Annotated in this window: 23 protein-coding genes; 17 read left to right on the top strand and 6 right to left on the bottom strand. The window is 65.0% G+C overall.

Features of this window, described 5'->3' with window-relative positions; translation table 11 throughout:
- Positions 1-15: 15 nt before the first annotated feature.
- Positions 16-1,095, bottom strand: coding sequence for a fatty acid desaturase family protein (locus SIN08_RS22610; RefSeq protein WP_322453882.1), 1,080 nt, complete (start codon positions 1,093-1,095; stop codon positions 16-18).
- 134 nt (positions 1,096-1,229) lie between these two features.
- Between SIN08_RS22610 and SIN08_RS22605 the strand changes: the two genes are divergently transcribed.
- The 13 genes from SIN08_RS22605 to iolB all read left to right on the top strand — a co-directional run bounded on the left by SIN08_RS22605 (position 1,230) and on the right by iolB (position 14,635).
- Complete coding sequence (locus SIN08_RS22605) at positions 1,230-2,261, top strand: LacI family DNA-binding transcriptional regulator (RefSeq protein WP_322453881.1); 1,032 nt, start codon at positions 1,230-1,232, stop codon at positions 2,259-2,261.
- A 132-nt stretch (positions 2,262-2,393) separates the two neighbouring features.
- Positions 2,394-3,227 carry a TIM barrel protein gene (locus SIN08_RS22600; RefSeq protein WP_322453880.1) on the top strand — a complete coding sequence of 278 codons (834 nt, stop codon included), beginning with the start codon at positions 2,394-2,396 and terminating at the stop codon, positions 3,225-3,227.
- A gap of 208 nt (positions 3,228-3,435) precedes the next feature.
- On the top strand, positions 3,436-4,383 hold the full coding sequence (locus SIN08_RS22595; RefSeq protein WP_322453878.1) for a sugar ABC transporter substrate-binding protein: 948 nt from the start codon (positions 3,436-3,438) through the stop codon (positions 4,381-4,383).
- 85 nt (positions 4,384-4,468) lie between these two features.
- Entirely contained in the window at positions 4,469-5,512 is a 1,044-nt protein-coding gene (locus SIN08_RS22590; protein WP_322453876.1) for an ABC transporter permease, read from the top strand.
- Positions 5,513-5,537: 25 nt separating this feature from the next.
- Positions 5,538-6,323 carry an ATP-binding cassette domain-containing protein gene (locus tag SIN08_RS22585; RefSeq protein ID WP_322453875.1) on the top strand — a complete coding sequence of 262 codons (786 nt, stop codon included), beginning with the start codon at positions 5,538-5,540 and terminating at the stop codon, positions 6,321-6,323.
- A gap of 73 nt (positions 6,324-6,396) precedes the next feature.
- Positions 6,397-6,798, top strand: coding sequence for an SDR family NAD(P)-dependent oxidoreductase (locus SIN08_RS22580; RefSeq protein ID WP_322453873.1), 402 nt, complete (start codon positions 6,397-6,399; stop codon positions 6,796-6,798).
- Positions 6,795-7,796 carry an inositol 2-dehydrogenase gene (gene iolG / locus SIN08_RS22575; protein WP_322453871.1) on the top strand — a complete coding sequence of 334 codons (1,002 nt, stop codon included), beginning with the start codon at positions 6,795-6,797 and terminating at the stop codon, positions 7,794-7,796. Before SIN08_RS22580 ends, iolG begins: the two co-directional genes overlap by 4 nt.
- A gap of 86 nt (positions 7,797-7,882) precedes the next feature.
- Positions 7,883-8,713 (top strand): MurR/RpiR family transcriptional regulator, encoded by an 831-nt coding sequence (locus SIN08_RS22570; protein WP_322453869.1) that lies wholly within the window; start codon positions 7,883-7,885, stop codon positions 8,711-8,713.
- Positions 8,714-8,725: 12 nt separating this feature from the next.
- Positions 8,726-10,645 carry a bifunctional 5-dehydro-2-deoxygluconokinase/5-dehydro-2-deoxyphosphogluconate aldolase gene (locus SIN08_RS22565; RefSeq protein WP_322453868.1) on the top strand — a complete coding sequence of 640 codons (1,920 nt, stop codon included), beginning with the start codon at positions 8,726-8,728 and terminating at the stop codon, positions 10,643-10,645.
- A complete protein-coding gene (gene iolD / locus SIN08_RS22560) occupies positions 10,642-12,465 on the top strand; it encodes a 3D-(3,5/4)-trihydroxycyclohexane-1,2-dione acylhydrolase (decyclizing) (RefSeq protein WP_322453867.1) in 1,824 nt (607 codons plus the stop codon). Before SIN08_RS22565 ends, iolD begins: the two co-directional genes overlap by 4 nt.
- A 212-nt stretch (positions 12,466-12,677) precedes the next feature.
- Positions 12,678-13,577 carry a myo-inosose-2 dehydratase gene (gene iolE, locus SIN08_RS22555; protein ID WP_322453866.1) on the top strand — a complete coding sequence of 300 codons (900 nt, stop codon included), beginning with the start codon at positions 12,678-12,680 and terminating at the stop codon, positions 13,575-13,577.
- A gap of 20 nt (positions 13,578-13,597) precedes the next feature.
- A complete protein-coding gene (locus SIN08_RS22550) occupies positions 13,598-13,807 on the top strand; it encodes a DUF3329 domain-containing protein (protein WP_322453865.1) in 210 nt (69 codons plus the stop codon).
- A 15-nt stretch (positions 13,808-13,822) separates the two neighbouring features.
- Positions 13,823-14,635, top strand: coding sequence for a 5-deoxy-glucuronate isomerase (gene iolB, locus SIN08_RS22545; RefSeq protein WP_322453864.1), 813 nt, complete (start codon positions 13,823-13,825; stop codon positions 14,633-14,635).
- A gap of 422 nt (positions 14,636-15,057) precedes the next feature.
- On the opposite strand, the gene SIN08_RS22540 is transcribed toward iolB, so the two are convergent.
- The 5 genes from SIN08_RS22540 to SIN08_RS22520 form a co-directional block, all read right to left on the bottom strand.
- Entirely contained in the window at positions 15,058-16,104 is a 1,047-nt protein-coding gene (locus SIN08_RS22540) for an L-idonate 5-dehydrogenase (RefSeq protein WP_322453863.1), read from the bottom strand.
- 10 nt (positions 16,105-16,114) lie between these two features.
- Positions 16,115-17,392, bottom strand: coding sequence for a TRAP transporter large permease (locus SIN08_RS22535; RefSeq protein WP_322453862.1), 1,278 nt, complete (start codon positions 17,390-17,392; stop codon positions 16,115-16,117).
- A complete protein-coding gene (locus SIN08_RS22530; RefSeq protein WP_322453861.1) occupies positions 17,389-17,895 on the bottom strand; it encodes a TRAP transporter small permease in 507 nt (168 codons plus the stop codon). The genes SIN08_RS22535 and SIN08_RS22530 overlap by 4 nt, the downstream gene beginning before the upstream one ends.
- A gap of 69 nt (positions 17,896-17,964) precedes the next feature.
- Positions 17,965-18,936, bottom strand: a complete 972-nt coding sequence (locus tag SIN08_RS22525; protein ID WP_322453860.1) for a TRAP transporter substrate-binding protein — start codon at positions 18,934-18,936, stop codon at positions 17,965-17,967.
- 34 nt (positions 18,937-18,970) lie between these two features.
- Positions 18,971-19,675 (bottom strand): GntR family transcriptional regulator, encoded by a 705-nt coding sequence (locus SIN08_RS22520; protein WP_322453859.1) that lies wholly within the window; start codon positions 19,673-19,675, stop codon positions 18,971-18,973.
- 161 nt (positions 19,676-19,836) lie between these two features.
- Between SIN08_RS22520 and uxuA the strand changes: the two genes are divergently transcribed.
- From uxuA to SIN08_RS22500, 4 genes are all read left to right on the top strand, one after another.
- A complete protein-coding gene (gene uxuA, locus SIN08_RS22515; RefSeq protein WP_322453858.1) occupies positions 19,837-21,054 on the top strand; it encodes a mannonate dehydratase in 1,218 nt (405 codons plus the stop codon).
- Positions 21,051-22,535, top strand: a complete 1,485-nt coding sequence (locus SIN08_RS22510) for a mannitol dehydrogenase family protein (RefSeq protein WP_322453857.1) — start codon at positions 21,051-21,053, stop codon at positions 22,533-22,535. The genes uxuA and SIN08_RS22510 overlap by 4 nt, the downstream gene beginning before the upstream one ends.
- A gap of 106 nt (positions 22,536-22,641) precedes the next feature.
- Entirely contained in the window at positions 22,642-24,228 is a 1,587-nt protein-coding gene (locus SIN08_RS22505; protein WP_322453856.1) for an ABC transporter substrate-binding protein, read from the top strand.
- Between the two features lie 48 nt (positions 24,229-24,276).
- Positions 24,277-25,299 (top strand): ABC transporter permease, encoded by a 1,023-nt coding sequence (locus tag SIN08_RS22500; protein WP_322453855.1) that lies wholly within the window; start codon positions 24,277-24,279, stop codon positions 25,297-25,299.

Here is a 25,299-nt window from a genome sequence, read left to right as displayed (position 1 = left end):
CAATTCAGTCCGTTGTCATTCCGCTGCCAATGGCGCCTCGACTTCGTGAAACTTGGCCCGGTAGGGCTTCGCCGTCGGTGGCAGTTCGCGCTTGATGAAATAATCCTCGTAACGAAGCTGTCGCAGGAAGGCGGGCAGCATCTCGCGGTAGCCGTCGAGGATCGACCTGTTCGGTGCCGGCAGGTCGTGCTTGATCATCTCATGCAGCTTCGGCAGCGCGTGGTAGGGCACCATGGGGAACATGTGATGCTCCACATGGTAGTTCATGTTCCAGTAGATGAAGCGGCTTATCGGATTCATGTAGACCGTGCGGCTGTTGAGCCGGTGGTCGGTGACGTTGTCGGCCAGACCGCCATGCTGCAAGAGGCCGGTCATCACGTGGTGCCAGGCGCCGTAGAGCCGCGGGCCACCGATCAGAAGGAAGGGCAGGATCGAGCCGGTCGAGATCGCCGCCGCGGCGGTGGCGGCGTAGATCGCCACCCAGATGCGGGCGATTCGCACCACTTTCGGCTGCTCCTGCTCGGGGATGAAGGTCTGTTCCTCCGCGGTGACGATGCCGGCGGCGTTGCGGACCATGTCGATCGTCGCATGCCAGACATCGATGATGCCGAAGAAGTTGAGCACCAGGCGCACAAGATCGGGCGGGCGCATGACGGCGATTTCCGGATCACGGCCGACGATAATCGTATCGGTGTGGTGGCGCGCGTGGCTCCAGCGCCAGGTCACCGGATTACGCATCATGAAGAAGGAGGCGATCTGGTAGACCGCATCGTTCATCCAGCGTGTCTTGAAGGCGGTGCCGTGGCCGCATTCGTGCCAGCGCGAGTCCCCGGCCGAGCCGTAGAGCACGCCGTAGGCTAGGAAGAAGGGAACTGACAACGCCGACGGCCAGAGCCAGACCGCCGCCCCTGCAAACACGGCCATCGAGCCGAGCCAGGTGACCGTGTCGCGGATGGCCGGCCCGTCGCTGCGCTTCATCAGCGCCTTCATCTCTTTGCGGGGAATGTCCGTATGGTACCATTCCGCCGAGGCGAGGCCGGTTTCCACCGCGCGCCGGGCGTCGGGGCCGACGAGGCTGTAGTCGCGTTTGCCCATGCCGTCTTACCTCCTCCAATAGCGCCGATGCTATGCAGGGCCGGCACGCAGCTCAAGATCAATGCAATCTTTTCTATCATTTTCCATCAGGATATGATGGAATTGAATGATGGCTATGATTGCGGGAGGAATTCTTGGGTAGGCGGCCCACCATTGCCGATCTGGCGCAGAAGGCGGGCGTGAGCGTGGCCACGGTGGACCGCGTGCTGAACGGCCGCCACCGGGTGCGCGAGGAAACGGCGCGGCGGGTCTACGAGGCGGCCGAGGAGATCGGCTATCACGCCACCGCACTCATCCGCCAGCGCATCACCGCCGGCCGACCGAAGATGGATTTCGCCTTCCTGCTGCAGAAGGAGAAGCAACCCTTCTACCAGGCCTTCGGCGAAGCCTTGCAGGAGGCGGCCGACGCAATGGCCGACGTGCGCGTCAATGCGCATATCGAATATGTGGCGAACCAGACGCCGACGGCGGTGGCCGAACGGCTGGAGGTGCTCGGCCGCAACGCCCAGGCCATTGCCGCCACCAGTCTCGACCACCATGCCGTCACCCAGGCCGTGGACAAGCTGAAGGCGGAGGGAAAGCCGGTCTTCTCGCTCCTGTCCGATTTCGCCCAAGGAGTGCGGGAAAGCTATGTCGGGCTCAACAATCTGAAGGTCGGGCGCATGGCCGCGTGGCTCATTTCCCGCACCGCGCCGCGCACGGGCAAGGTGGCGATCTTCGTCGGCAGCCACCGCTGGCACGGGCATGAGCTGCGCGAAACCGGCTTTCGCAGCTATTTCCGGGAATATGCGCCGCAGTTCGAGATCCTGGAGACGCTGGTGAACATGGAGACCCGCCAGGTCACTTACGAGGCGACGCTCAGTCTTCTCGACCGGCACCCGGACATCGCTGGCTTCTACGTGGCCGGCGGTGGGATGGAAGGCGCCATCGGCGCGTTGCGCGACGAACCGCCCCATCCGCTGCCGGCGGTCGTCGTCAACGAGCTGACGCCCGATTCCGCCGCCGCCCTGCAGGAGCATCTGATCGTCGCCGCCATCGCCACGCCGCTGCCCCGGCTCTGCCGCCTGCTTCTGGAACATATGGCGAGCGCGGTGCGCAACGGTCCGTCGGAAACACCGGGCCAGATCTTCCTTTCCCCCACCTTGCATGTTCCTGAAAGTTTATGAGGTTTGAGAGAGGAGCAAGGACGTTAAATCTATCACATATGATAGATATTCTTTCAAGAATGCGTTGACCGGCGCGGCTCCTCTGCTCATGCTCGTGGGTAGGGGAGCCTGACATTGGGAGGAGCTTTGAGCATGGTCGCGCACGATCCGGTTTTCGCACTCAACCACATGTGTGCGCCTGATCTTTCCATTTCCGCTCTTTGCGAACTCGCAAGGGATCTCGGCGCGGCCGGCATCGAAATCCGCAACGACATCGCCGGCAATGCAATCGCCGACGGCACGCCGCCGGCCTCGGTGGCGCGTGCGGCCGATGAACATGGAATGCGCATCCTCTCCATCAATGCGCTGCAGCGTTTCAACGCTTGGGACGGCGCGCGCGAAGAGGAGGCGCGGGCGCTTATCGCCTACGCCCGCGCCTGCGGGGCGGAAGCCCTGGTGCTGGTGCCGACCAATGACGGCACGGGCCGCGCCAACGGCGAGCGGCAGGCCAATCTACGCATCGCGCTGAAGGCTTTGCGGCCGATGCTCGCGGAGGCAGGGATCGTCGGCCTGGTGGAGCCGCTCGGGTTCGAGACGTCGTCGCTGCGCTGCAAGGCCGAGGCGGTGGAGGCCATCGAGGCCCTTCAGGCCGGCAGTACGTTCCGTCTCGTCCACGATACGTTTCACCATCATCTGGCCGGGGAAACACGGTTCTTTGCCGCGCACACGGGCCTGGTTCACATCTCCGGCGTGACCGAAGGCGCCCTCGAAACCGACCGCATGCGCGACGGGCACCGGGTCCTCGTCGACGACGGCGACCGGCTCGGCAACATCGGTCAACTTCGCACGCTGATGGACGCCGGCTATGCGGGCTGCGTCTCCTTCGAGCCGTTTTCCGAATCTGTGCACCGGATGCCCGACCGCCAGGCCGCGCTGGCGCAAAGTATGCGCTTCGTGGCGGAGGGTGTGCGCCGATACGCCGCCTAAGGCTGTGGAATTTCCTTGACGGTGCGGACAAAAATGGAATAAATATTTTATATCGTCGCCAATTTGGCGAGAATGTTCCATTCTCGAGAGAGGAGAAGCGGCAGGGTGGAGCCTGCGGAGGTCTTCCCTCCGGCGCCTGCTTCCCCCCTCGGAATTCCGGTCAAGCCGGGTGCCGCCGGACACCCAACCCATGTGGAGGAGCAACCAAATGAAGAAGCTTTTGCTGGGCGCGGCCGTTTCGGCGCTGATGACCACCTCGGCCATGGCCGAGACGATCGGCGTCTCGATGGCGCTGTTCGACGACAATTTCCTGACCGTCCTGCGCAACGGCATGCAGGACTACGCCGCCGAACTGGACGATGTCGAACTGCAGATCGAGGACGCACAGAACGATGTCGGCAAGCAGCTCAACCAGATCCAGAACTTCATCGCTTCCGGCGTGGACGCGGTCATCGTCAACCCGGTCGATACCGATGCCACCGTGGCGATGAGTAAGGCCGCCGCGGACGCGGGCGTGCCGCTCGTCTATGTCAATCGCGAGCCGGTGAATGTCGACGAGCTTCCCGAGAACCAGGCCTTCGTGGCCTCCGATGAGCGCGAGTCCGGCACGCTGGAAACGCAGGAGGTTTGCCGGCTCCTGAAGGAGCAGGGCAAGGATGAAGGCGCCAAGATCGTCGTCATGATGGGCGAATTGTCGAACCAGGCCGCGCGCATGCGCACCCAGGACGTGCACGAAGTGATCGCCACCGACGAGTGCTCCTTCATGGAAATCGTCGAGGAGCAGACCGCTAACTGGCAGCGCACCGAAGCCGCCGATCTGATGACCAACTGGCTTTCGGCCGGACTCCAGTTCGATGCGGTGGTCTCCAACAATGACGAGATGGCCATCGGCGCCATCCAGTCCATGAAGGCGGCGGGCATTTCGATGGACGAGATGATCGTCGGCGGCGTGGACGCCACCCAGGATGCCCTGGCGGCCATGAAAGCCGGCGATCTCGACGTGACCGTGTTCCAGGATGCCACCGGCCAGGGCAAGGGCGCCGTCGACACGGCGCTGAAGCTTGCCAGCGGCGAAGGGATCGAGGACCAGAAGGTCTACATTCCCTTCCAGCTCGTCACGCCCGAGAACATGGACAAGTTCACGAGCATGAACTGATGACGGCCGTTCCGGCGGGCAGGCTGCCTGCCCGCCGGCGGTCCGGCACCCGGTCCGGCACCGGGTGCCTCAAAGGGAGGTCGGCATGGCGGAAAGAACTGTCACGAGCCAGGCGGAATCGGTTGCCGCCCCGGCGGTCACGGAGAGCGGCAGGAAACCGCGGTCCCACGAGCTCAATGCGCTCATCGGCCTGGCGGGCATAGCGCTCATCTTCGAGATTCTGGGCTGGGTGTTCCAGGGCCAGAGCTTTCTTTTCAACACGCAGCGCCTGAGCATCATGATCCTTCAGGTGGCAGTCGTCGGCATCATTGCCGTCGGCGTCACGCAGGTGATCATCACCGGCGGCATCGACCTGTCGTCGGGCTCCATAGTTGGGCTGACGGCGATGGTGTCCATGAGTCTGGCCCAGGTCAGCAGCTATCCGCGCGCGGTCTATCCGAGTCTCACGGACCTGCCGGTCGCAATCCCGGTGCTGGCGGGGCTCGCCTGCGGATTGGCCGCCGGCTTCATCAATGGCGCGCTTATCGCCTACACGCGGATTCCGCCCTTCATCGCCACGCTGGGGATGATGGTCACCGCGCGCGGTGCGGCGAAGTGGTACACGCGTGGCCAGCCGGTTTCCTTCCCGACCGATAGTTACGCGGCCATCGGCCAGGGCATGATGCCGGTGGTGATCTTTCTCCTGGTTGCCCTGCTGTTCCATATCGCCCTGAAGTACACCGTCTACGGCAAGCATACCTATGCGATCGGCTCCAACGAAGACGCAGCACGGGTCTCCGGCATCAATGTCGAGCGGCACCTGATCCTGGTCTATTCGATCGCCGGCATTCTGGCATCGCTGGCGGGCATCGTCATCGCTGCACGCGGGCTGACCGCGCAGGCGGGCATGGGCATGATGTACGAGCTGCAGGCCATCGCCATGGCGGTGATCGGCGGCGTGTCGCTTTCGGGCGGCCGCGGTACGGTCGTCGGCACGGTCATCGGCGCCGTAATCTTCGGCGTCATCATCTCCGGTTTCACCTTCCTGCGGCTCAGCGCCTACTATCAGGAGATGATCATGGGCGCGATCATCGTCGCCGCCGTGGTGGCCGACGTCTACCGCCAGCGGTTCCGGACAAACGCGCGGTGAGCCGCGAGAGGCGTGAGGTAAGGAAATGACCCAAAGCGACCCCCGGATCGTCCTTCAGACCGAAGGCCTGTCCAAATATTATGGCGGCGTGCATGCGCTGGAGGGCGCGGACTTCACGCTCCACGAGGGCGAGCACGTTGCCATCGTCGGCGACAACGGCGCCGGTAAATCCACCTTCGTGCGCCAGATCACCGGCGTGGAGCAACCGACGGCCGGCAAGATCTTCTTCGAGGGCAGGGAGGTGGAGTTCCACAGTCCCATCGATGCGCGCGACGTCGGCATCGAGGCGGTGTTCCAGAACCTGGCGCTCGCAGACGACCTCGACGTGCCGTCGAACATCTTTCTCGGACGCGAGGAGGTCTACTTCAATCTCGGCCCCTTCAGCTTCCTCAACGAGAAGAAGATGGTCAAGCGCTCGATGGAGGCGCTGGAACGCACCGGCGTGAAGATCCCGAACCTGCGCAACAACATAGCCAACATGTCGGGCGGACAGCGCCAGTGTGTGGCGATCTCGCGCGCGGCGAGCTTCGCCTCCAGGCTGATCATCATGGACGAGCCGACGGCAGCCCTCGGCGTACAGGAGACAACGCAGGTGGAGAACATCATCCGCGGCCTGAAGGAGCAGGGCATTCCGCTCATCCTCATCAGCCACAACCTGCGCCAGGTCTTCAATCTCGTGGACAAGATCTGGGTCTTCCGCCGCGGCCGTATCGCCGGCATGCTGGAGGCCGACAAGACCGACGGCAACGAGGTGGTCTCGCTGATCACCGGGGTGAAGTCCGGCGTGCACGAGAACGCGAGCTACATCTGATCTCCGCCCTTCCTGCGGCGCAGGCCGCAGGAAGGGGCACCGTCGCAGCAAGTGTAACCATTTCGGACCCGTCATGCAGAACAAGGGCACATCCGCCGTCATCGTGGGAGGCACACAAGGGCTCGGCCTCGCCGTCGCCCGGCAGCTTGTGGAAGAAGGCTGCAGGCGGCTGGTGCTCTCCGGGCGCGATCGCGAGAAGGGCCGAGCCGCCGCGACGGAGCTTGCGGCCCTCGGCTGCGAGGCACACTTCGTGGCCGCCGACCTCGGCATCGTCGACAATTGCCGTGCCCTGATCGCCGAGGCGGGCCGGCTTGTCGGACCGCGCCGCTTGCAACCTATCTTCTCTCGCCCCGTCGAGCGTCATGACCGGAGCGATCATCGACTGCGACCAGAACATGGCAGGGGCCTATCCCGAGTAGGCCCGTTGCGAACCGAAAAGAGCAATCTTCCAATTGTGAAAGACAACGGAAAATGACAGTGAAATTCGGCCTCCTCGGCGCCGGGCGTATCGGCAAGGTCCATGCCAAGGCGATCTCCGCGAACGCGGACGCGGAACTCGTGGCCGTCGCCGACGCCTTTGCCGATGCGGCGAACGCCATCGCTTCCGCCTATGGCTGTGCGGTGCGTACGGTCGAAGAGACCGAGAAGGCGGACGATATCGACGCCGTCGTCATCTGCACGCCGACCGACACACACGCCGACCTCATCGAGCGGTTCGCCCGGGCGGGCAAGGCGATCTTCTGCGAGAAACCCATCGATCTCGATCTCGCCCGGGTGAAATCCTGCCTGAAGGTGGTGGAGGAAATGGGCGCCACGCTGATGGTCGGCTTCAACCGCCGCTTCGACCCCCACTTCGCTGCCGTGCGTGCAGCGATCGACGAAGGCAGGATCGGCACTGTCGAGATGGTGCAGATCACCTCGCGCGATCCCGGCCCGCCGCCGGCCGGCTACATCAAATCGTCCGGCGGCATCCTGCGCGACATGACGATCCACGACTTCGATATGGCGCGCTTCCTGCTCGGCGAGGAGCCCGAAACCGTCTTCGCCACGGCCTCGGTCCTGGTCGACCCCGAGATCGGGGCGCTCGGCGACCATGACAGCGTCTCGCTGGTGCTCACCACCGCGAGCGGCAAGCACTGCGCCATCTCCAACTCGCGTCGGGCCACCTACGGCTACGACCAGCGCATCGAGGTCCATGGCTCCAGGGGAGCCGTCGCGGCGGAGAACCAGCGGCCCGTTTCGATCGAGATCGCGACCGTCGAGGGCTACACGAGGCCGCCACTGCACGATTTCTTCATGACACGATATACCGAAGCCTATGCAGCCGAGATGGCGGCCTTCATCGCCGCCGTCTCCGGCGGTCGGCCGGCCGCTCCCACCGGCGAGGACGGGCTCAAGGCGCTGGCGCTGGCGGAGGCCGGCTACCGTTCGCTTGCCGAGGGGCGGGCCGTGAAGATGTCGGAGGTGATGTGACCGCGGCCCGGCTTCGGCCGGGGAGGTTTGGAGACGCCGTGGAGCGACGGCAGGGAGAGATGATCTCCGGGACTGAAGGACAGCGCATGGACGCACGCCCTGCACCGGCCAGCATCGAAGAACTGCTCGACCGTATCGTTGAGGTCGCCGACGACCTTCCGAAGCGGCTCAGGCAGTGCGCGGACTATGTGGCGGCGAATCCCGAGCGCATAGCCGTCTCCACGGTGGCCGAGATCGCCGAGGCGGCGGGCGTGCAGCCTTCGGCCTGCATGCGTTTCTGCCAGGTGCTGGGCTTTTCCGGCTTCTCCCAGATGCAGCGCCTCTTCCGCGACGCCTACGCGCAGAACTGGCCTGACTACGCAACACGGCTCGAAAAGCTGCGCGAAAGCGGGACCGGCAGCCCGACCGCACTTCTGGCCGAGTTCATAGATGCGGGCCGGACGTCGCTGGAAAACCTCGCCACGACCGTGGACCCGGACATTCTCGAATCGGCGATCGAGGTGCTGTCGAAGGCGCGCATGGTGCACATCGTCGGCCTGCGCCGGGCGTTCTCCGTTGCCGCCTATCTAGCCTATGCCTTCGAGAAGATGAACGTGCCGACCATGCTCCACGATTGCGTCGGCAAGCTCGACAGCCGTCATGCCATTCGCGCCGGCGACGCCGTGATCGCGGTGACCTTCTCGCCCTACTCGTCCGAGACGGTGGAACTGGCAGATGCCGGCCGTCGCGCCGGCGCCGACGTGGTGGCGATCACCGACTCGCCGGCAAGCCCGCTGCGGCCGGTAACACAACTGCTGCTCACCGTGTCGGAGGCCGATTTCGGCGATTTCCGCTCGCTTTCCGCCACGCTCTCGCTCGCTGTCACACTGGTAGTCGCCGTTGGGACGACAGCCGCTCGGAACCGCGAAAAAGGATGAGGGAAGAGTAACATGGCAAAGCCCCTCGACGTCATCACCATCGGCCGCTCCTCCGTCGACCTTTACGGCGCCCAGGTCGGCGGCCGGCTGGAGGACATGGGCTCCTTCAACAAATATATCGGTGGCTCGCCGACCAACATCGCCGCCGGCGCGGCGCGGCTGGGGCTCAAATCGGCGCTGATCACGCGCGTCGGCGACGAGCATATGGGCCGCTTCATCCGCGAGGAGCTTGAGCGTGAAGGCGTCGATGTACGCGGCGTAAAGACCGATCCGGAGCGACTGACGGCTCTCGTGCTCCTCGGCATCCGCGACCAGGAGCAGTTTCCGCTGATCTTCTACCGCGAGGATTGCGCCGATATGGCGCTTTGCGAGGACGATATCGACCCAGCCTTCATCGCCGAGACGCGCTGTGTCTGTGCCACCGGCACGCACCTTTCCCATCCGCGCACGGAAGCGGCGGTGCTGAAGGCCCTGCGGCTTGCGCGCGAGAGCGGGGCGAAGACCGCGCTCGATATCGACTATCGCCCCAATCTCTGGGGGCTTGCCGGCCATGGCGCCGGCGAAAGCCGCTTCATCGAGTCCGGGCGCGTGACGGCCAAGCTGCAGAAGACGCTGCCGCTGTTCGACCTGATCGTCGGGACGGAGGAGGAGTTCCATATCGCCGGCGGCTCCACCGACACGATTGAAGCGCTGCGCGCAGTCCGCCGGCTGACCGATGCCGTGCTCGTGTGCAAGCGCGGCCCCATGGGGGCGGCCGCCTTCACTGGCGACATTCCCGATACGCTGGATGAAGGCGTGGCGGGCGAGCACTTCCCCATCGAGGTCTTCAACGTGCTGGGTGCCGGCGACGGCTTTATGGCAGGGCTCCTGAAAGGGTGGCTTACGGGCGAGGACTGGCCGACCACGCTGAAATACGCCAATGCCTGCGGCGCCTTCGCCGTTTCCCGCCATGGCTGCACGCCGGCGTATCCCTCGTGGGAGGAGTTGCAGTACTTCTTCCGCACCGGCATCCGGAACCGAGCGCTGCGCAAGGATGCCGCGCTCGAGCAGGTCCACTGGTCCACTACGCGCAAAGGCGATCGGTCGGAGATGCGCGTCTTCGCCTTCGACCACCGCATGCAACTCGAGGAGATGGCCCACGACATCGGGGTGCCACGCGCGCGCATCGGCGATTTCAAGGTGCTGTGCCTGGAGGCCGCGCAGCGGGTAGCCGGCGGCAACTCCGGCTACGGCATCCTGTGCGACGGCAGGCATGGGCGCGAGGCGCTCTACCGCGCCGCCGGCAGCGGGCTGTGGATCGGCCGCCCGGTGGAATGGCCGGGCTCGCGCCCGCTCGAACTGGAGCCGGAGATCGGGCCGGATTTCGGCGGGCTGGTCGAGTGGCCGCTGGAGCACGTGGTGAAGGTCTTGTGCTTCTATCACCCCGACGACGATGCCGGGACGAAGGCGCGGCAGGAGGACGTCGTCAAACGGCTTTTCGCTGCCAGCCGCCGCAACCGGCTGGAGATGCTGCTCGAGATCGTCCCATCCAAGGTGCGTGCGGCTGACGACCAGGCAGCCGCCGCCGTGATCGAGCGCTTCTATGAGATCGGTGTCTATCCCGACTGGTGGAAGCTCGAGCCCATGACCTCGCAAAAGGCATGGAAGAATGCCTGCAACGCGATCACGCGCAACGACCCGTATACGCGCGGCATCGTGGTCCTTGGCCTCGACGCGCCGGCCGAGGAACTGGAGGAGAGCTTCGCGGTCGCCGCCGGCTTCGACCTCGTCAAGGGCTTCGCCGTGGGCCGCACCATCTTCGGCGAGGCCGCGCGGCGCTGGTTCGCCGGCGAGATCGGCGACGAGGACGCCATCGCTGCCATGGCGCGAAAATATCAATCCCTGTGCCAGGTGTGGGACCGCGCACGGGCCAAACAAGGGAGGGCCGCATGAAGACGATCAGACTGACCGCCGCCCAGGCCGCGACCCGCTATCTGGCCGCGCAGTTGAACGAGGACGGCGTGCCGTTCCTCGCCGGTGTATGGGCGATCTTCGGCCACGGCAATGTGGCCGCCCTCGGCGAGGCGCTTTACGCCGAGCGCGAGAAGCTGCCCACCTATCGCGGCCACAACGAGCAATCCATGGCCCACGCGGCCATCGCCTACGCCAAGCAGCTCCGCCGCCGCCGCGCCATGGCCGTCACTTCCTCCATCGGCCCCGGCGCCACGAACATGGTGACGGCGGCGGCCCTTGCCCACGTGAACCGGCTGCCGGTGCTCTTCCTGCCGGGCGACGTGTTTGCAAATCGTGGGCCGGACCCGGTGCTCCAGCAGGTGGAGGATTTCGGCGATGGAACCGTCAGCGTCAACGACTGCTTCCGCCCGGTTTCGCGCTATTTCGACCGCATCACCCGGCCGGAGCAGCTTCTGACGGCGCTGCCGCGCGCCTTCCGCACGATGACCGACCCGGCCGATTGCGGTCCGGTGACGCTCGCCTTCTGCCAGGACGTGCAGGCGGAAGCCTATGATTGGCCGGAAAACTTCTTCGAACCGAAGATCTGGCGCCAGCGCCGCGTGCAGCCCGATCCGGTCGAGGTCGAGGAGGCGGCTAAGATCATCGCAAACGCAAAGGCGCCGGTGATCGTCGCCGGCGGCGGCGTGCACTATTCCGACGCCCACGAGGCGTTCCAATTCTTCGTCGAGGCCCATCAGATCCCTGTGGTCGAGACCCAGGCCGGCAAGTCGGCACTGCCGTGGGACCATCCGCTCAACCTCGGTCCGGTCGGCGTGACCGGCTCGTCGAGCGCCAACGCACGCTGTGCGGAGGCGGACGTGGTGATCGGTGTCGGCACGCGGTTCCAGGATTTCACCACCGGCTCGTGGTCGCTGTTCTCGCGGCCTGGGCGCAGGCTCGTTAGCCTGAACGTCAACGCCTATGACGCGGTCAAGCACGGCGCGGTCCCCCTTTGCGCGGATGCATGCGTCGGGCTTGAGGCGCTGTGGCGCGCGCTGGGCGACAAGCGCTTCGATCCGCCCCAGCCGAAGCTGAAGGCGGATTGGTTCGCCGCTGCCGACGCGGTGACGGCCGCGCCGACGGACACCAACGCGCTGCCGACCGACATGCAGGTGATCGGCGCCGTGCAGCGCGCGGCGACCGAGGATACCGTTGTCATGTGCGCGGCCGGCACCATGCCGGGCGAACTGCACAAGCTGTGGAAGGCGGGGCACCCCGGCTCCTATCACATGGAATACGGCTATTCCTGCATGGGTTACGAGATCGCCGGCGGGATGGGCATCAAGATGGCCGAGCCGGACCGCGACGTGGTCGTGATGGTCGGCGACGGCTCCTACATGATGATGAATTCGGAGCTCGCCACGGCGGTGACGATGGGCATCAAGATCACCGTCGTCGTCACCGACAATCGCGGCTTCGGCTGCATCAACCGGCTGCAGATGTCGACCGGCGGGGCCGAGTTCAACAATTTGCTCGACCATGCGCACCACGTGAACCCGTCGCAGATCGACTTCGTCGCGCATGCGGCGTCGATGGGTGCGCATGCGGAGAAAGCCGGCTCGATCGCCGAACTGGAGGATGCGCTGGCGCGGGCGCGGGCGGCCGACGGGCCGTTCGTTGTCGTGATCGATACCGATCCCTACCCCTCCACCGGGGCCGGCGGCCACTGGTGGGACGTGGCCGTGCCGGAAGTCTCTGAGCGCGAGCAAGTCAACACGGCGCGCACCCGTTACGAGGCCGCGCTCAAGGAGAGAGTTTGAATGAAAGAAATGGTTGGCCGCAGGTGGTGTGGCGATGGTCAGGCATGGATCCTCGGGTCAAGCCCGAGGATGAAGAGTGCAGTGAGCCTTTCCGCCAGTCACCTGCGTAGGAGAATTGCGGCGAGCATCTCAACTTCGTCATCCGCGGGCTTGACCCGAGGATCCATGCCTGAACGTCGAAGTCTCGCCGGCAGGGGACAGGAGGCCAACCGATGATCCGCTACGGCACCAATCCCATCGCCTGGTCCAACGACGACGATCACTCCATCGGCGGGCATATCCCGCTGGAGCAGTGCCTGCGCGAGGCGGCCGAGATCGGTTTTGCCGGCATCGAGAAGGGGCACAAGATGCCCTCCGACGGTGCGACGCTGAAAGAAGTTCTGGCCGCGCATGGCCTCGTCTTCGTTTCCGGCTGGCACTCGACCAACCTGCTCGCCAACGACATCGAGACCGAGAAGCGCTCCATCCAGCCGCATCTCGACATGCTGAAGGTGAATGATTGCAAGGTCTGCATCGTCTGCGAGACCTCGAACGCCATACACGGCAACGATGCCGTGGCGCTGAAGGACAAGCCGGTGCTGGAGGAGGAGAGGTGGCCGGCCTTTTGCGCCGGGGTTGGGGGTCTGGCCGAATACGCCGCGGAACAGGGTATCGATCTCGTCTATCACCACCACATGGGCACCATCGTCCAGACGCGCGAGGAGATCGACCGGCTGATGGCCGGTACCGGCCCGGCGGTGAAACTCCTGCTGGACGCCGGCCACGCCTGGTTTGGCGAGGCCGATCCGGTGGACCTGGCGCGCGTCTATGCAGATCGCGTCGGCCATTTCCATGCCAAGAACGTGCGCCCGGAAATCCGCAGGCAGGTGGAGGAGGAGGGGCTCTCCTTCCTCGAGGGCGTGCGGCGCGGTGTCTTCACCGTTCCCGGCGATCCCGAGGGCGCGCTTGACTTCGAGCCGGTGCTGAAGGTGTTGGCCGAACACGGCTATGAAGGGTGGCTGGTCATCGAGGCCGAGCAGGATCCGCTCAAGGCCGATCCGGTGAGGTATCAGTCCATGGGGCTGAAGGCGCTGCGCGAAGCTGCGGCGGCAGCCGGTCTGGACGCGTCCTGACGGCTCTCTATATTCGCCTGATGAACAAGCTCTTCGATCTCGACCATCCCTTCTTCCGTCCGCTCTGGCGGCGCGTGGCGGTCACCGCCCTGTGCCTTGGCTGGGGCGCCTTCGAATTCGTATCGGGCTCGCCCTTCTGGGGCACCCTGTTCGGAGGTCTCGGCCTCTATTGCGTCTGGGGCTTTCTCTTGAACTACCAGCCCGACGGCGGCACAGACAACGAGAATTGATAGGAGATGAAGCCAATGCCCGACCTCCTGGTGAAACCCACCGGCAGCGCCGGCAAGGTGCACGACGTCACCCCGCGGACGGCCGGCTGGAGCTATGTTGGTTTCGGCCTCTACCGCCTGCAGCCGGGAGAGACGGCCCAGGAGGAAACGGGCGACACGGAGGTGATCCTGGTCCTGGTCGAAGGGAAGGCCAAGATCGGCGCCGATGACCGCGACTTCGGCGAGCTCGGCGAGCGCATGGACGTTTTTGAGCGCCTGCCGCCTCATGCCGTCTACATCCCGAACGGCTTCCGCTGGCGGGCGACCGCCACCACGGAATGCACGCTTGCCGTCTGCTCCGCGCCGGGCAAGGGCGGGCACGACGCCCAGGTGATCGGGCCGGCCGGCATTTCGCTCATCGAGCGCGGCAAGGGCGCTAATACGCGCTTCATCAACAACATCGCCATGGAGGACCGCGACGTCGCCGACAGCCTGCTGGTGACCGAGGTTTTCACGCCCCAGGGCAACTGGTCATCCTACCCGCCGCACCGGCACGACGAGGACGACTTCCCCAACATGACCTATCTGGAAGAGACCTACTATCATCGCCTCAACCCGGCCCAGGGGTTCGGCTTCCAGCGGGTCTTCACCGACGACGGCGATCTCGACGAGACCATGGCTGTCGAGAACCATGACGTCGTGCTGGTGCCGCGCGGTCACCATCCCTGTGGCGCGCCCTACGGTTACGAGATGTACTACCTCAACGTCATGGCCGGCCCCCGCCGCGCTTGGCGCTTTAAGAACCATCCCGATCACGATTGGATCTTTCAGCGGGATCGGGAGCGTTGAGGGACAGATCATGTGCCGTGTCGTTGAATCTGCATTATGATCGACACAGATAGACGGTTACAAAGCGCCAACGCCGGAGATTGGCGGAAACCTCCTTCTCCTTCGTCATCCTCGGGCCCGACCCGAGGATCCATGCCGTAACGGTGACGATGAGCTCGGCGTTTCCGGCATGGGCGCCCGGTGCCGGAAGCGCCGGGTGAGCGCGGAGAGGGAACGGCATGGATCCCAGGGTCTCCACCTCGCTCAGCTCGGCTCCGCCCTGGGATGACGAAGTTGGGCGATGTTGCCGGCTGACCGGCTGCGTCGACGCCCGCCATGTGCTTGCTGCTGGGCGCGAGTTCTCTCCTGTCGTCATCCTCGGGCTTGAAGGATCATGCCCAAACGGTGCAGCGCCGCCAGCGATCCTCACACTGGGAGCAGCCTCACCCTTCCGCGAATGTCAACTGGACCTTCACCGCGCGGCTGCGGTCGCCGGCACGGGCGAAGGCGGCTTGCGCTTCCTCGAGCGGATATGAGCCCGAGATGATCGGGCGCACGTCGATTTCGCGGCGGTCGATGAGGCGCACGGCCTCGGCGAACTCCGGGTCGAAACGATGCGAGCCGATCAGGTTGATCTCCTTGCCGACCAGGAGGTTTGCCGGAATCGGAAGCTCGCCGGTCACGCCGAGCTGCACGATCGTGCCCTGAGGGCGCACGGATCGTATGGCGCTGGAAAGCGCCGGACCGGCGGCGGAGCATTCGAAGGCAAGATCGAAGACGCCCTTGTCCGCGCAATAGGGCTCGAGCGCGTCCGCCTCGCGGGCCACATTGACGGTCATCGTCGCACCCATCGCACGCGCGACCTCCAGCACGGCGTCCTGCAGGTCGGTGACGACGATCTCGGCCGCCCCGGCATGGGCACAAGCGGCCGCCGTCAAAACACCGATCGGGCCGGCACCGGTGACCAGCACGCGCTTGCCCTTCACCGCACCCGCCCGGGCAAGAGCGTGCAGGCACACGGCGAGCGGCTCCGCGACCGCGGCTTCGGCGAGGCTCGTCTCAGGGCCGACCTTCACGCACTGAAAGGCTTCCGCCACGATCAGATCGCGAAAGCCGCCCTGTTCGTGGGGAAAGCGAAGGGCGGAGCCGTAGAAGCGCATGTTCAGGCAATGCTGGCGCAGGCCCTGCCGGCAACAAGTGCATTCGTTGCAGGGTCTGCTCGGATTGAGCGCCACACGGTCGCCCCGCGACAGACCTTCGACCGCATCGCCCACGGCTTCGATCGTACCCGCCACCTCGTGGCCGAGGATGATCGGCTCGCGCACGCGGATCGAGCCGAAGCCGCCATCGTGATAATAGTGCAGGTCCGAGCCGCAGATGCCGCCGGCGCCGATGCGCACCAGGACTTCGCCAGCCCCCGGTCCTTCCACCGGCTGACTTTCGATGCGGATGTCGTGCGGGGCGTAGAGACGGCAGACCCGTGTTTCCATCGTCGGTGCCTCAATCGAAGATAAGGGAGGGGAGCCAGGTCGAGAAGACCGGGAAATAGGAGACCAGCAGCAGAACGATGATGTTGGTCAGAAGGAAAGGTGCAATGGCCCGCACCACCGGCGCCAGCGGCAGCCGAGCAATGCCGGCACAGACGAACAGGCACACGCCGACGGGCGGCGTGGTCAGGCCGATCATCAGGTTCAGCACCGCAAAGGTGGCGAAGTGCAACGGGTCGACCCCGACGCTCTGCGCCAGCGTTAAAAGCGGCACGAAGAGGACGATCAGCGCCGCGATGGTCTCCATGAACATGCCGATGAACAGCAGGAAGAGATTGATCAGCAGGATGACGAGGAACTTGTTGTCGGTGACCGACAGCACCGCTTCCGCGACCATCTGCGGAATGCGCTCGGATACGAGAATCCAGCCGAACACGTTGGCGAAGCCCACCAGCGCGAGGATGGCGGCGGACGAGATGGCGCTGTCGATGACGACCTTCGGCACCTTCATCAGCGGCAGTTCGCCATAGATGAACACGCCAACGATGAATGCATAGACGCTCGCGACGACCGCGGTCTCCGTCGGCGTCATCATGCCGGAGAGAAGACCACCGACGATCAGCGCCGTCATGGCAAGTGCCCAGAAGGCGCTCAGGAAGGAGCGGCCGAGTTCAGCGAAACCCTGCCAGGGCTGGTGCGGAAAGTCTCGCCTGACGGCGATGACGTAGGTCGTCACCATCATGGCGATGCCAAGCAGGATCCCGGGGATCGCTCCTGCCATAAACATGCGGCCGACGGAGATGCCCGACAGCGAGCCGACGATAATCATGGGCACGCTGGGCGGGATCATCGGCCCCACGGTGGAGGAGGCGGCCGTGACCGCGGCGGAGAAGTCGCCCGGATAGCCGACCTTCTTCATGCCGGGAATCATCACCCCGCCGATGGAGGCGGCGTCGGCCACGGCCGTGCCCGAGATGCCGCCGAAGAGCATCGAACCCGCGACATTGGAAAGGCCGAGGCCCCCGCGCATCCAGCCCACCAGCGCATTGGCGAGGCGGATGATGCGTTCGGTGATGCCGCCGTGGTTCATCAGGTTTCCGGCGAGAATGAAGCCGGGGATGGAAAGGAGCACGAAGACGTCGATGCCCGCATACATCTTCTGCGGCATGACGACGAGCGGAATGCCGGCCGAGAGGAGATAGCACATGGAAGCGAGTCCGAGCGTCACCGCTACGGGAATGCCGGCGGCCAGGCCGCCGACGAAGACGCCGATCAGGATGGCGAGGCTCATTGTGGCGTATCCGCATCGGAGACGGGGCGCCCCTCGCTCCGCCCGGTCAGCATCGCCAGGGCGCGCAGAAGGGCGAACAGAAGAAGAGAGCCGATCAGGACGAGCATGGCGCCATGGATGTAGCTCATCTGCCAGCCGAGCGCCGGTGAGGTCTGAAAATTGCCGATCATGGCGAAGCGCCAGGAAGGCACGATGAGCGCGGCGCAGAGGACGACGGTCGCCGCCGCCGACACGAACCGGAGAATGAAGGGGAGCCGGCCCGGCAGCGCCTCGCTGACGATATCGACATTGACGAGGTCGCCGGACCGATAGGAAAGCCCGACACCAAAGGCCGTGAGATAAAGGAGTGCGAAACGCGTGAGCTCTTCGGTCCAGACGGGCGAGCGATTGAAGACCGAGCGGCCGAGCACCTGCACCAGAACCGAGAAGATCAGCACCGCGAAGGCAAGCCCCACGGCGAAGCGGAAAAGCGCGATGACCGCGGCATAAGGCTGTTTCGGCATACCGGTTCCGCTCCCTTGCCAGATGGGCAGAAAGGGCGGCGGTACCGTGACCGCCGCCTCTCCGACGTTCTACTGGTTGAACAGGTCCTCGACGACCGGCCGGATTTCCTCGTTCACGTTCTTCAGAACGGCATCCTGGCCTTGTTCGGCAAAGGCCTCCTGGTCGACCTCGACGAAGGTCATGCCGGCTTCCTGAAGCGTGTTGGCGAGGCGTTCCTCATCCTGAAGGAACAGCTCGCGCTCGTAGTCCTGCGCGCGCTGGGCGGCTTCCATCACCGCCTCCTTGTCCTCGTCGGAAAGCTCGTTCCAGGTCATCTCGGAGATGGTGAGGTAGATCCAGGAGCGCACATGCTCCGTCAGGTTAACGTGGCTCTGCACCTCGTTGAAGTTCGCCGAATGGATGAGGGCGAGCGGGTTTTCCTGGCCGTCGATGGTGCCGTTCTGCAGCGAGGTGAACACCTCCGAGAAGGCCATCGGCGTGGGGCTCGCGCCGAGCGCGTCCCAGAAATCGACGAAGAGCGGCACGTTCGGTACGCGCAGCTTCATGCCGTCGAGCTCGTCGGGCGAGGTGATGGGACGGTTGGACGTCAGGTTGCGCGGCCCGCGCGCGAAATAGGCGATGGGGCGGATCTGCGCCCGCTCGATGATCTGCTGTTCGATCTGGTCGCCGATCTCGCCACTCGCCACCTCGTCCATGTGCTCGAGGCTTTTATAGGCATAAGGCACGGCCAGAAGCGCGGCCATGGGCGCCCAGTTCTGCAGGCTCTCGCCGGTGATGGTCATGTCGGCGGTGCCGAGCTGCATGCCGTTGATGAGGTCCATCTCCTTGCCGAGCGACTCGTTGGGATAGACCTCGACGGTGATGCGCCCGTCGGTGAGTTTTTCGAGTTCTTCGCCGAACTTCAGGGACGCCTTGTGCCAGCTGTTTTCCTCGTTGGCGAGATGGCCGAGTTGCAGCGTGCGTTCCTGGGCGACGGCAGAGCCTGCCAGCACAAGCGCGCCGGCGAGACCCGCAAGAAGCGTCTTTGCGAACGGTTTCATCGTGTTTCCTCCGTTTTGGTGGGTTCGGTTTGGTTCATCTGCCGCGCTCCGCCGTCTCAAAGAAATCCGGGCGGGTTGCCGCGATGGTCGGCAGATCGGTGAGGATCTTGCGCAGATGCGTGCGCATTGCCTGTGCCGCGCCTTCCGGATCGCGGCGGATGATGGCGTCGGCGATAGCGCTGTGCTGGATCACCAGCTCGCGCTTGGAAAAGTGCAGGGCACTCAGATAGCGCACGCGGTCCATCTGCAGCTTGACGTCCTCGATCACCTTCCAGGCGTAGGATTTGCCCGCGGCGTCGGCGAGCGTGCGATGGAAGCGCTCGTCCAGCGCCAGGAAGGCTTCGGCCTCGCTGTCGGGCAGCGCCCGCTGGCGGGCGATCTGGTCCTGAAGCGTCCGCACCAGCCCTTCGTCGACATTCTCGGCCACCAGCTTGACGATATCGGCCTCGATCGCCTCGCGCACGAAACGCGCGTCCATCACAGCGTCGGGCGAAATCTTGCGCACCAGCGTCCCGCGCTGGGGGCGGACCTCCACAAGCCCGTCTTCTGCAAGCTTGATGAAGGCTTCGCGCACGGGCTGGCGGCTGAGCGAATAGGTCCTTGCGACCTCGGATTCGGAAATGCGGCTGCCCGGCGGAAGGTCGGCGCTGACGATCCGCTCGCGCAGGATGCGATAGAGCTGCGGGCCGATCGGCACCCCTTGCTTCAGCGTCCAGTCCGTGCGCGGCTCGATGTTCATCGCTGCTGTCCTCCACAGCTCTTCTTTAATGCCATACTTCCATACTAGTCAACAGATAGATTTCTTGGTACCAGCCGTGGTAGCGGCATATGGGCGTCCGGTGCCGTGCGACGACCGATGGTCGCACGTCCGTGCGCGGTGAACGACAAAAAGGGTGGAGTATGAGGCAGACGTGGCGCTGGTTCGGGCCGAAAGATCTCGTTTCGGTGGATGAAATGCGGCAGGCGGGCGTCGAAGGCGTGGTCTCCGCCCTCCATCATGTGCAAAGCGGCGCCGTCTGGGCGCCGGACGAGATCATCCGGCGCCAGCGCGAGATCGCCGTCATGGGCGATGGTGCTCCTTCGGACCTTAGCTGGGAGGTGGTGGAGAGCCTGCCCGTCTCCGAGGACATCAAGAAGCAGAAGGGTGCTTGGCGCGAGCACATCGCCAGCTACAAGACGAGCCTGAAGAACCTTGCCGCCGCCGGGATCGAAATCGTCTGCTACAATTTCATGCCCGTCCTCGACTGGACCCGGACGGATCTCGCCTGGCGCCTGCCCCATGGCGGCACGTGCATGCGCTTCGACTATGCCGACTTCGCCGCCTTCGACATTCATCTCCTGAAGCGGCCGGGCGCCAGCGAAGATTTTCCCGCGCCGGTCGTCGAGGAAGCGGCGCGCCGCTACGCCGAAATGGGCGAGAGCCGCAAGGCGGCGCTCGCCCGCAACGTCGCCTTCGGTCTCCCCGGGGCGGCGGAGCACCTGACGATCGAGGGGCTGAAAGCACATCTCGATGAGTACGGCGCCGTTTCGCCCGAGCGGTTGCGCCGCCATTTCATCGCTTTCCTCGAGGAGGTGGTGCCGGTCGCCGAAGAGATCGGCATCCGCCTGTGCTGCCATCCCGACGACCCGCCTTTTCCGCTCTTGGGCCTGCCGCGCATCATGTCGACGGAGGCCGATTATGCGATGATCATGCAGGCGGTCGATTCGCCGGCCAACGGGATCACGCTGTGCTCGGGCTCGCTCGGTGCCCGGCCCGACAACGATCTGCCGGGCATGATGCGGCGGCTCGGCGCGCGCGTGCATTTCCTGCACCTGCGCAATGTAAGGCGTGACACGGAGGCACTGGTCGGCTCCTTCTACGAGGCCGAGCATCTGCAGGGAGGCACGGACATGGTGGCACTCATTGCCGAAGTCATAAAGGAAGAGGCGCGCCGCGAGGCGGCCGGTCGCGCCGACCATTCCATCCCCATGCGCCCGGACCACGGGCAGGACATCCTGGACGACCTGAAGCGCCGGGCTCAGCCGGGCTATCCGGCGATCGGCCGCCTGAAGGGGCTGGCCGAGCTGCGCGGCATCATGACGGCGCTCACCCATCCGCAGTACGGGCTCGCACGATGACCGGGCGGCTGAACGCAAAGACGCTGGCCTGCCTGCCTGCCTCCCTCGATCGGCCCGCCTATGATCCGGGCGCCCACGGGGCCGGGATCGTTCATATCGGCGTCGGCGCCTTCCACCGTGCCCATCAGGCCGTCTACACCGATGCCGCGCTGGGCGCCGCCGGCGGCGATTGGCGCATCGACGGGATCGGCCTGCGCAGCACCGAGATCGCCGATGCGCTCAACCCGCAGGATGGCCTGTTCACGCTTGTCGAGCGCGGCGTGGCCGGCGTTACGGCGCGCGTGATCGGTAGCATCCGCCGGGTGATCGCCGCCGCGCGCGACGGCGAGGCGCCGCTGGCGGCACTGACGGCGCCGCAAACGCGCATCGCCAGCCTCACCGTCACGGAGAAGGCGTACGGCATCGACAGGGCGCGCGGGGCGGTGGACGACAGGCATCCCGCCATCGCCGCCGACCTCGCCGATCCACGCGCGCCGCGCGGCGCGCTCGGCCTGCTGGTGGAGGCTCTGCGCCTGCGACGGGAAAAGGGGCTCGCCCCCTTTACCGTCCTTTGTTGCGACAACCTGCCGGACAATGGCGGCCTCGTACGCGCCGGCGTCACCGATTTTGCAGCGCGTGTCGATCCGGGTCTCGCCGACTGGATCCGCGCGCATGTCGCCTTTCCCTCGACCATGGTCGATCGCATCACGCCGGCACCGACCGAAAAGACGCATGCCGAGGCGGAACGGCTCCTCGGGGTGAGCGACATGGCAGCGGTCGAGGCAGAGCCGTTCTCGCAATGGGTCATCGAGGACCGCTTCTCCGCCGGGCGGCCCGAATGGGAGAAGGGCGGCGCGATCTTCGTCGCCGACGTCGCACCCTATGAGGCGATGAAGCTCCGGATGCTCAACGGCAGCCATTCGATGATGGCCTATGCCGGTTTCCTCGCCGGCCGCGAATATGTGCGCGACGTGATGGCCGACGAGGCGCTGGCGCACCTCGTTCGCCGCCACTTGTCCGCCGCCGCGGCCACGCTGTCGCCGCTGGAAGGCATCGACACGGACGATTATGCGTTGGCGCTGATGGACCGCTTCGCCAACCCGGCCATCGCCCACGAGGCCTATCAGATCGCCATGGACGGGACCGAGAAGCTGCCGCAACGCATCCTCGCGCCGGCGCTGCATGCACTACGGAACGGCGGTGATCTGCGACCCTTCGCCTTCGCGGTGGCCGCCTGGATGCGCTATTGCATCGGCCGGCTGGATGATGGCAAAACCTATCGCCTGCGCGATCCGCGCGAGGCGGAGATCGCCTCCGCCCTGGCGCGCGCCGGCGGTGACAGCCAGGCGATCGCGGCAGCGCTGACAGGGCTGCCGGGACTGTTCCCCGACGAACTCGCGGCCAGCGGCGCCTGGACCCGTCTCGTCGGCGGCATTCTTTCCTCCATGCTCGAAAAGGGTGTTTCGCAAGCTGTGCAAGAGGAGGCGCGCCTGTCCGCCTGAGCGAGCAGGAAGAGCTTGGACAAAACGCGAGCGCAACTGGACAGTGCCCCGATCTCGGTCCATCATCGACGCTCACGAACATCATAACAGAGGGGTCGTCTCAAACATGAGAACGCTAAAGTCACTCCTTGCCGCGGGCGCGATCGTGGCACTGACACTCTCGCCGACGCGCGCCGTGACGCCCGAAGACACGCTCGTCATGGCCTGGCAGATCGACGACATCATCACGCTCGATCCGGCGGAAGTCTTCGAGTTTTCCGCTTCCGAGATGATGGGCAACTCCTATGAGCGGCTGATCGGTTACGATCTGGAAAACGTTTCCGATATCTTCGGCGCGGTCGCCGAATCCTGGGAGGTGTCGGATGACGGCAAGACCTTCACCTTCACCGTCCGCCAGGGAAAGACCTTTGCTTCCGGCAATGAGCTGACCGCGGAAGACGTCGTCTTCTCGCTCCAGCGCGCGGTGAAGCTCGACCAGTCGCCGGCCTTCATCCTCACCCAGTTCGGCTTCACCGCCGACAATGTGGAGGAAAAGATCGTCCAGACGGGGGATTACGAGTTCACATTCGAGATGGACCAGGCCTACGCGCCCACCTTCGTGCTTTATTGCCTGACCTCGACCGTGGCCTCGGTGGTCGACAAGGATATTGTCCTTGAGCACGAGGTCGACGGCGATCTCGGCCATGAATGGCTGAAGCGCAACTATGCCGGCTCCGGCCCCTTCACCATCCGCCAGTGGCGCCCCAACGAGGCCGTCGTCATGGAGCGCAACGAGCATTTTTCTCCCGAACCGCCGCTCGCCCGCGTCATCTATCAGCACGTGCCGGAAAGCTCGACGCAGCGGCTAATGCTGGAGCAGGGCGACATCGACATCGCCCGTGATCTCGGGCCGGAGGAACTCGAGGCCCTGGAAGGAACCGAAGGCATCAAGATCCAGAGCGGCGTGAAAGGCGGGCTCTACTATCTCGGCCTCAACCAGAAGAACGAACACCTGTCGAAGCCCGAAGTGCGCCAGGCGCTCAAATATCTGGTCGATTACGGTGCGATCGCCGACACGATCATGGAGGGGCTGGCCGAAGTGCACCAGGCCTTCCTGCCCAAAGGTTTTCTGGGCGCCGTCGAGGACACGCCGTTCTCGCTCGATGTGGAAAAGGCCAAGGAGCTGCTCGCGGAGGCGGGGCTGGCCGACGGCTTCTCCGTCACCATGGACACGCGCAACACGCCCGACATCACCGGCATGGGCGAGGCGATCCAGCAGACGTTCGCGCAAGCCGGCATCGATCTGCAACTCATTCCCGGTGACGGTGCGCAGACGCTGACAAAATATCGTGCCCGCGAGCACGACATCTATATCGGCCGCTGGGGTCCCGACTATCAGGATCCCCACACCAATGCCGACACCTTCGCCTCCAATCCGGACAATTCCGACGATGCGGCGGCGAAACCGCTTGCCTGGCGCAACGCCTGGGAGATCCCGGAACTGACGGAGAAGACGCAATCCGCAGTGCTGGAGACCGACACCGACAAGCGTGCGCAGATCTACGAGGAACTGCAGCGCGAGGTCATGGACCGGGGACCGTTCGTGATCATGTTCCAGGAGATCGAGGTGATGGCCATGCAGGACAACGTCGAAAACTTCCTGATCGGCCCCTCCTTCGATTCCAACCAGTTCGGCCAAGCCAGCAAGGACTGATCCAACTCCATGAGTCTCGCCAGTAGTGGCTACGAAGAAGGGGGGCGTATGCGCGCCCTCCTTTCCGGTTTCGCCGTGGTCGGCCGCTTCCTTTTCATGGTGGCGGTCACCATTCTCGGCCTTCTCGCCGTCACCTTCTTCATCGGCCGGGTGGTGCCGATCGATCCCGTGCTTGCCGTTGTCGGCGACCGGGCGCCGCCGCATGTCTATGAGCGCGTGCGCGAGGAGATGGGCCTCCACCTGCCGCTGTGGCAGCAGTTCCTGATCTATGTTGGCAACGTGCTGCGCGGCGATCTCGGCACGTCGGTGCTGACTTCGCGCCCGGTCGCGGAGGACATCGCCCGCTATTTTCCCGCGACGCTGGAGCTTGCCACGCTGGGCACGCTGATCGGCACCGTCTTCGGCGTGCCGCTTGGGGTTCTGGCGGCCGTGCGGCGCGGACAGCTTATCGATCATCTCGTGCGGGTGATCGGGCTCGTCGGCTATTCCGCGCCAATCTTCTGGCTGGCCCTCCTGGCCCTTCTCGTCTTCTACGCCAATCTCGGCTGGGTCTCCGGCCCCGGCCGGCTCGACGTCAGCTACGAATACATGCTCACGCCCGTGACGGGCATGGTGCTGGTGGATGCGGCCCTTGCCGGCGACTGGGACGTGTTCCGCAATGCCGTCTCGCACATCGTCTTGCCGGCTTCGCTGCTCGGCTATTTCTCGCTCGCCTATATCAGCCGCATGACGCGCTCCTTCATGCTCAACGAACTGTCGCAGGAATATGTCGTGACTGCCCGCGTGAAGGGCCTCTCGGAGCGGCGCATCATCTGGCGCCATGCCCTGCGCAACGCCATCGTGCCGCTGATCACGGTCATCGCGCTCTCCTATGCCCATCTGCTCGAAGGCTCGGTGCTGACGGAGACCGTCTTCGCCTGGCCGGGGCTCGGGCGCTACATTACCAATTCGCTGCAGAACGCGGACATGAGCGCGGTTCTCGGCGGCACGCTCGTGATCGGGGTCGTCTTCGTGGCGATCAACACCTTCTCCGATCTCCTCTACCGTCTCTTCGATCCGAGGACGCGCTGA

Origin of the sequence: Chelativorans sp. M5D2P16 (assembly GCF_034427935.1) — a bacterium.
Taxonomy (GTDB): Bacteria; Pseudomonadota; Alphaproteobacteria; order Rhizobiales; family Rhizobiaceae; genus Chelativorans.
Note: the sequence above shows the minus strand (reverse complement) of the source record. Positions and strands in the feature narration are given on the sequence as shown.

Coding starts and splice junctions, on each gene's coding strand:
- SIN08_RS22610 (WP_322453882.1), bottom strand. CDS start 1,095: ATGGGCAAACGCGACTACAGCCTCGTCGGCCCCGACGCCCGGCGCGCG.
- SIN08_RS22600 (WP_322453880.1), top strand. CDS start 2,394: ATGGTCGCGCACGATCCGGTTTTCGCACTCAACCACATGTGTGCGCCT.
- SIN08_RS22595 (WP_322453878.1), top strand. CDS start 3,436: ATGAAGAAGCTTTTGCTGGGCGCGGCCGTTTCGGCGCTGATGACCACC.
- SIN08_RS22590 (WP_322453876.1), top strand. CDS start 4,469: ATGGCGGAAAGAACTGTCACGAGCCAGGCGGAATCGGTTGCCGCCCCG.
- SIN08_RS22585 (WP_322453875.1), top strand. CDS start 5,538: ATGACCCAAAGCGACCCCCGGATCGTCCTTCAGACCGAAGGCCTGTCC.
- SIN08_RS22580 (WP_322453873.1), top strand. CDS start 6,397: ATGCAGAACAAGGGCACATCCGCCGTCATCGTGGGAGGCACACAAGGG.
- iolG (WP_322453871.1), top strand. CDS start 6,795: ATGACAGTGAAATTCGGCCTCCTCGGCGCCGGGCGTATCGGCAAGGTC.
- SIN08_RS22570 (WP_322453869.1), top strand. CDS start 7,883: ATGGACGCACGCCCTGCACCGGCCAGCATCGAAGAACTGCTCGACCGT.
- SIN08_RS22565 (WP_322453868.1), top strand. CDS start 8,726: ATGGCAAAGCCCCTCGACGTCATCACCATCGGCCGCTCCTCCGTCGAC.
- iolD (WP_322453867.1), top strand. CDS start 10,642: ATGAAGACGATCAGACTGACCGCCGCCCAGGCCGCGACCCGCTATCTG.
- iolE (WP_322453866.1), top strand. CDS start 12,678: ATGATCCGCTACGGCACCAATCCCATCGCCTGGTCCAACGACGACGAT.
- SIN08_RS22550 (WP_322453865.1), top strand. CDS start 13,598: ATGAACAAGCTCTTCGATCTCGACCATCCCTTCTTCCGTCCGCTCTGG.
- iolB (WP_322453864.1), top strand. CDS start 13,823: ATGCCCGACCTCCTGGTGAAACCCACCGGCAGCGCCGGCAAGGTGCAC.
- SIN08_RS22540 (WP_322453863.1), bottom strand. CDS start 16,104: ATGGAAACACGGGTCTGCCGTCTCTACGCCCCGCACGACATCCGCATC.
- SIN08_RS22535 (WP_322453862.1), bottom strand. CDS start 17,392: ATGAGCCTCGCCATCCTGATCGGCGTCTTCGTCGGCGGCCTGGCCGCC.
- SIN08_RS22530 (WP_322453861.1), bottom strand. CDS start 17,895: ATGCCGAAACAGCCTTATGCCGCGGTCATCGCGCTTTTCCGCTTCGCC.
- SIN08_RS22525 (WP_322453860.1), bottom strand. CDS start 18,936: ATGAAACCGTTCGCAAAGACGCTTCTTGCGGGTCTCGCCGGCGCGCTT.
- SIN08_RS22520 (WP_322453859.1), bottom strand. CDS start 19,675: ATGAACATCGAGCCGCGCACGGACTGGACGCTGAAGCAAGGGGTGCCG.
- uxuA (WP_322453858.1), top strand. CDS start 19,837: ATGAGGCAGACGTGGCGCTGGTTCGGGCCGAAAGATCTCGTTTCGGTG.
- SIN08_RS22510 (WP_322453857.1), top strand. CDS start 21,051: ATGACCGGGCGGCTGAACGCAAAGACGCTGGCCTGCCTGCCTGCCTCC.
- SIN08_RS22505 (WP_322453856.1), top strand. CDS start 22,642: ATGAGAACGCTAAAGTCACTCCTTGCCGCGGGCGCGATCGTGGCACTG.
- SIN08_RS22500 (WP_322453855.1), top strand. CDS start 24,277: ATGCGCGCCCTCCTTTCCGGTTTCGCCGTGGTCGGCCGCTTCCTTTTC.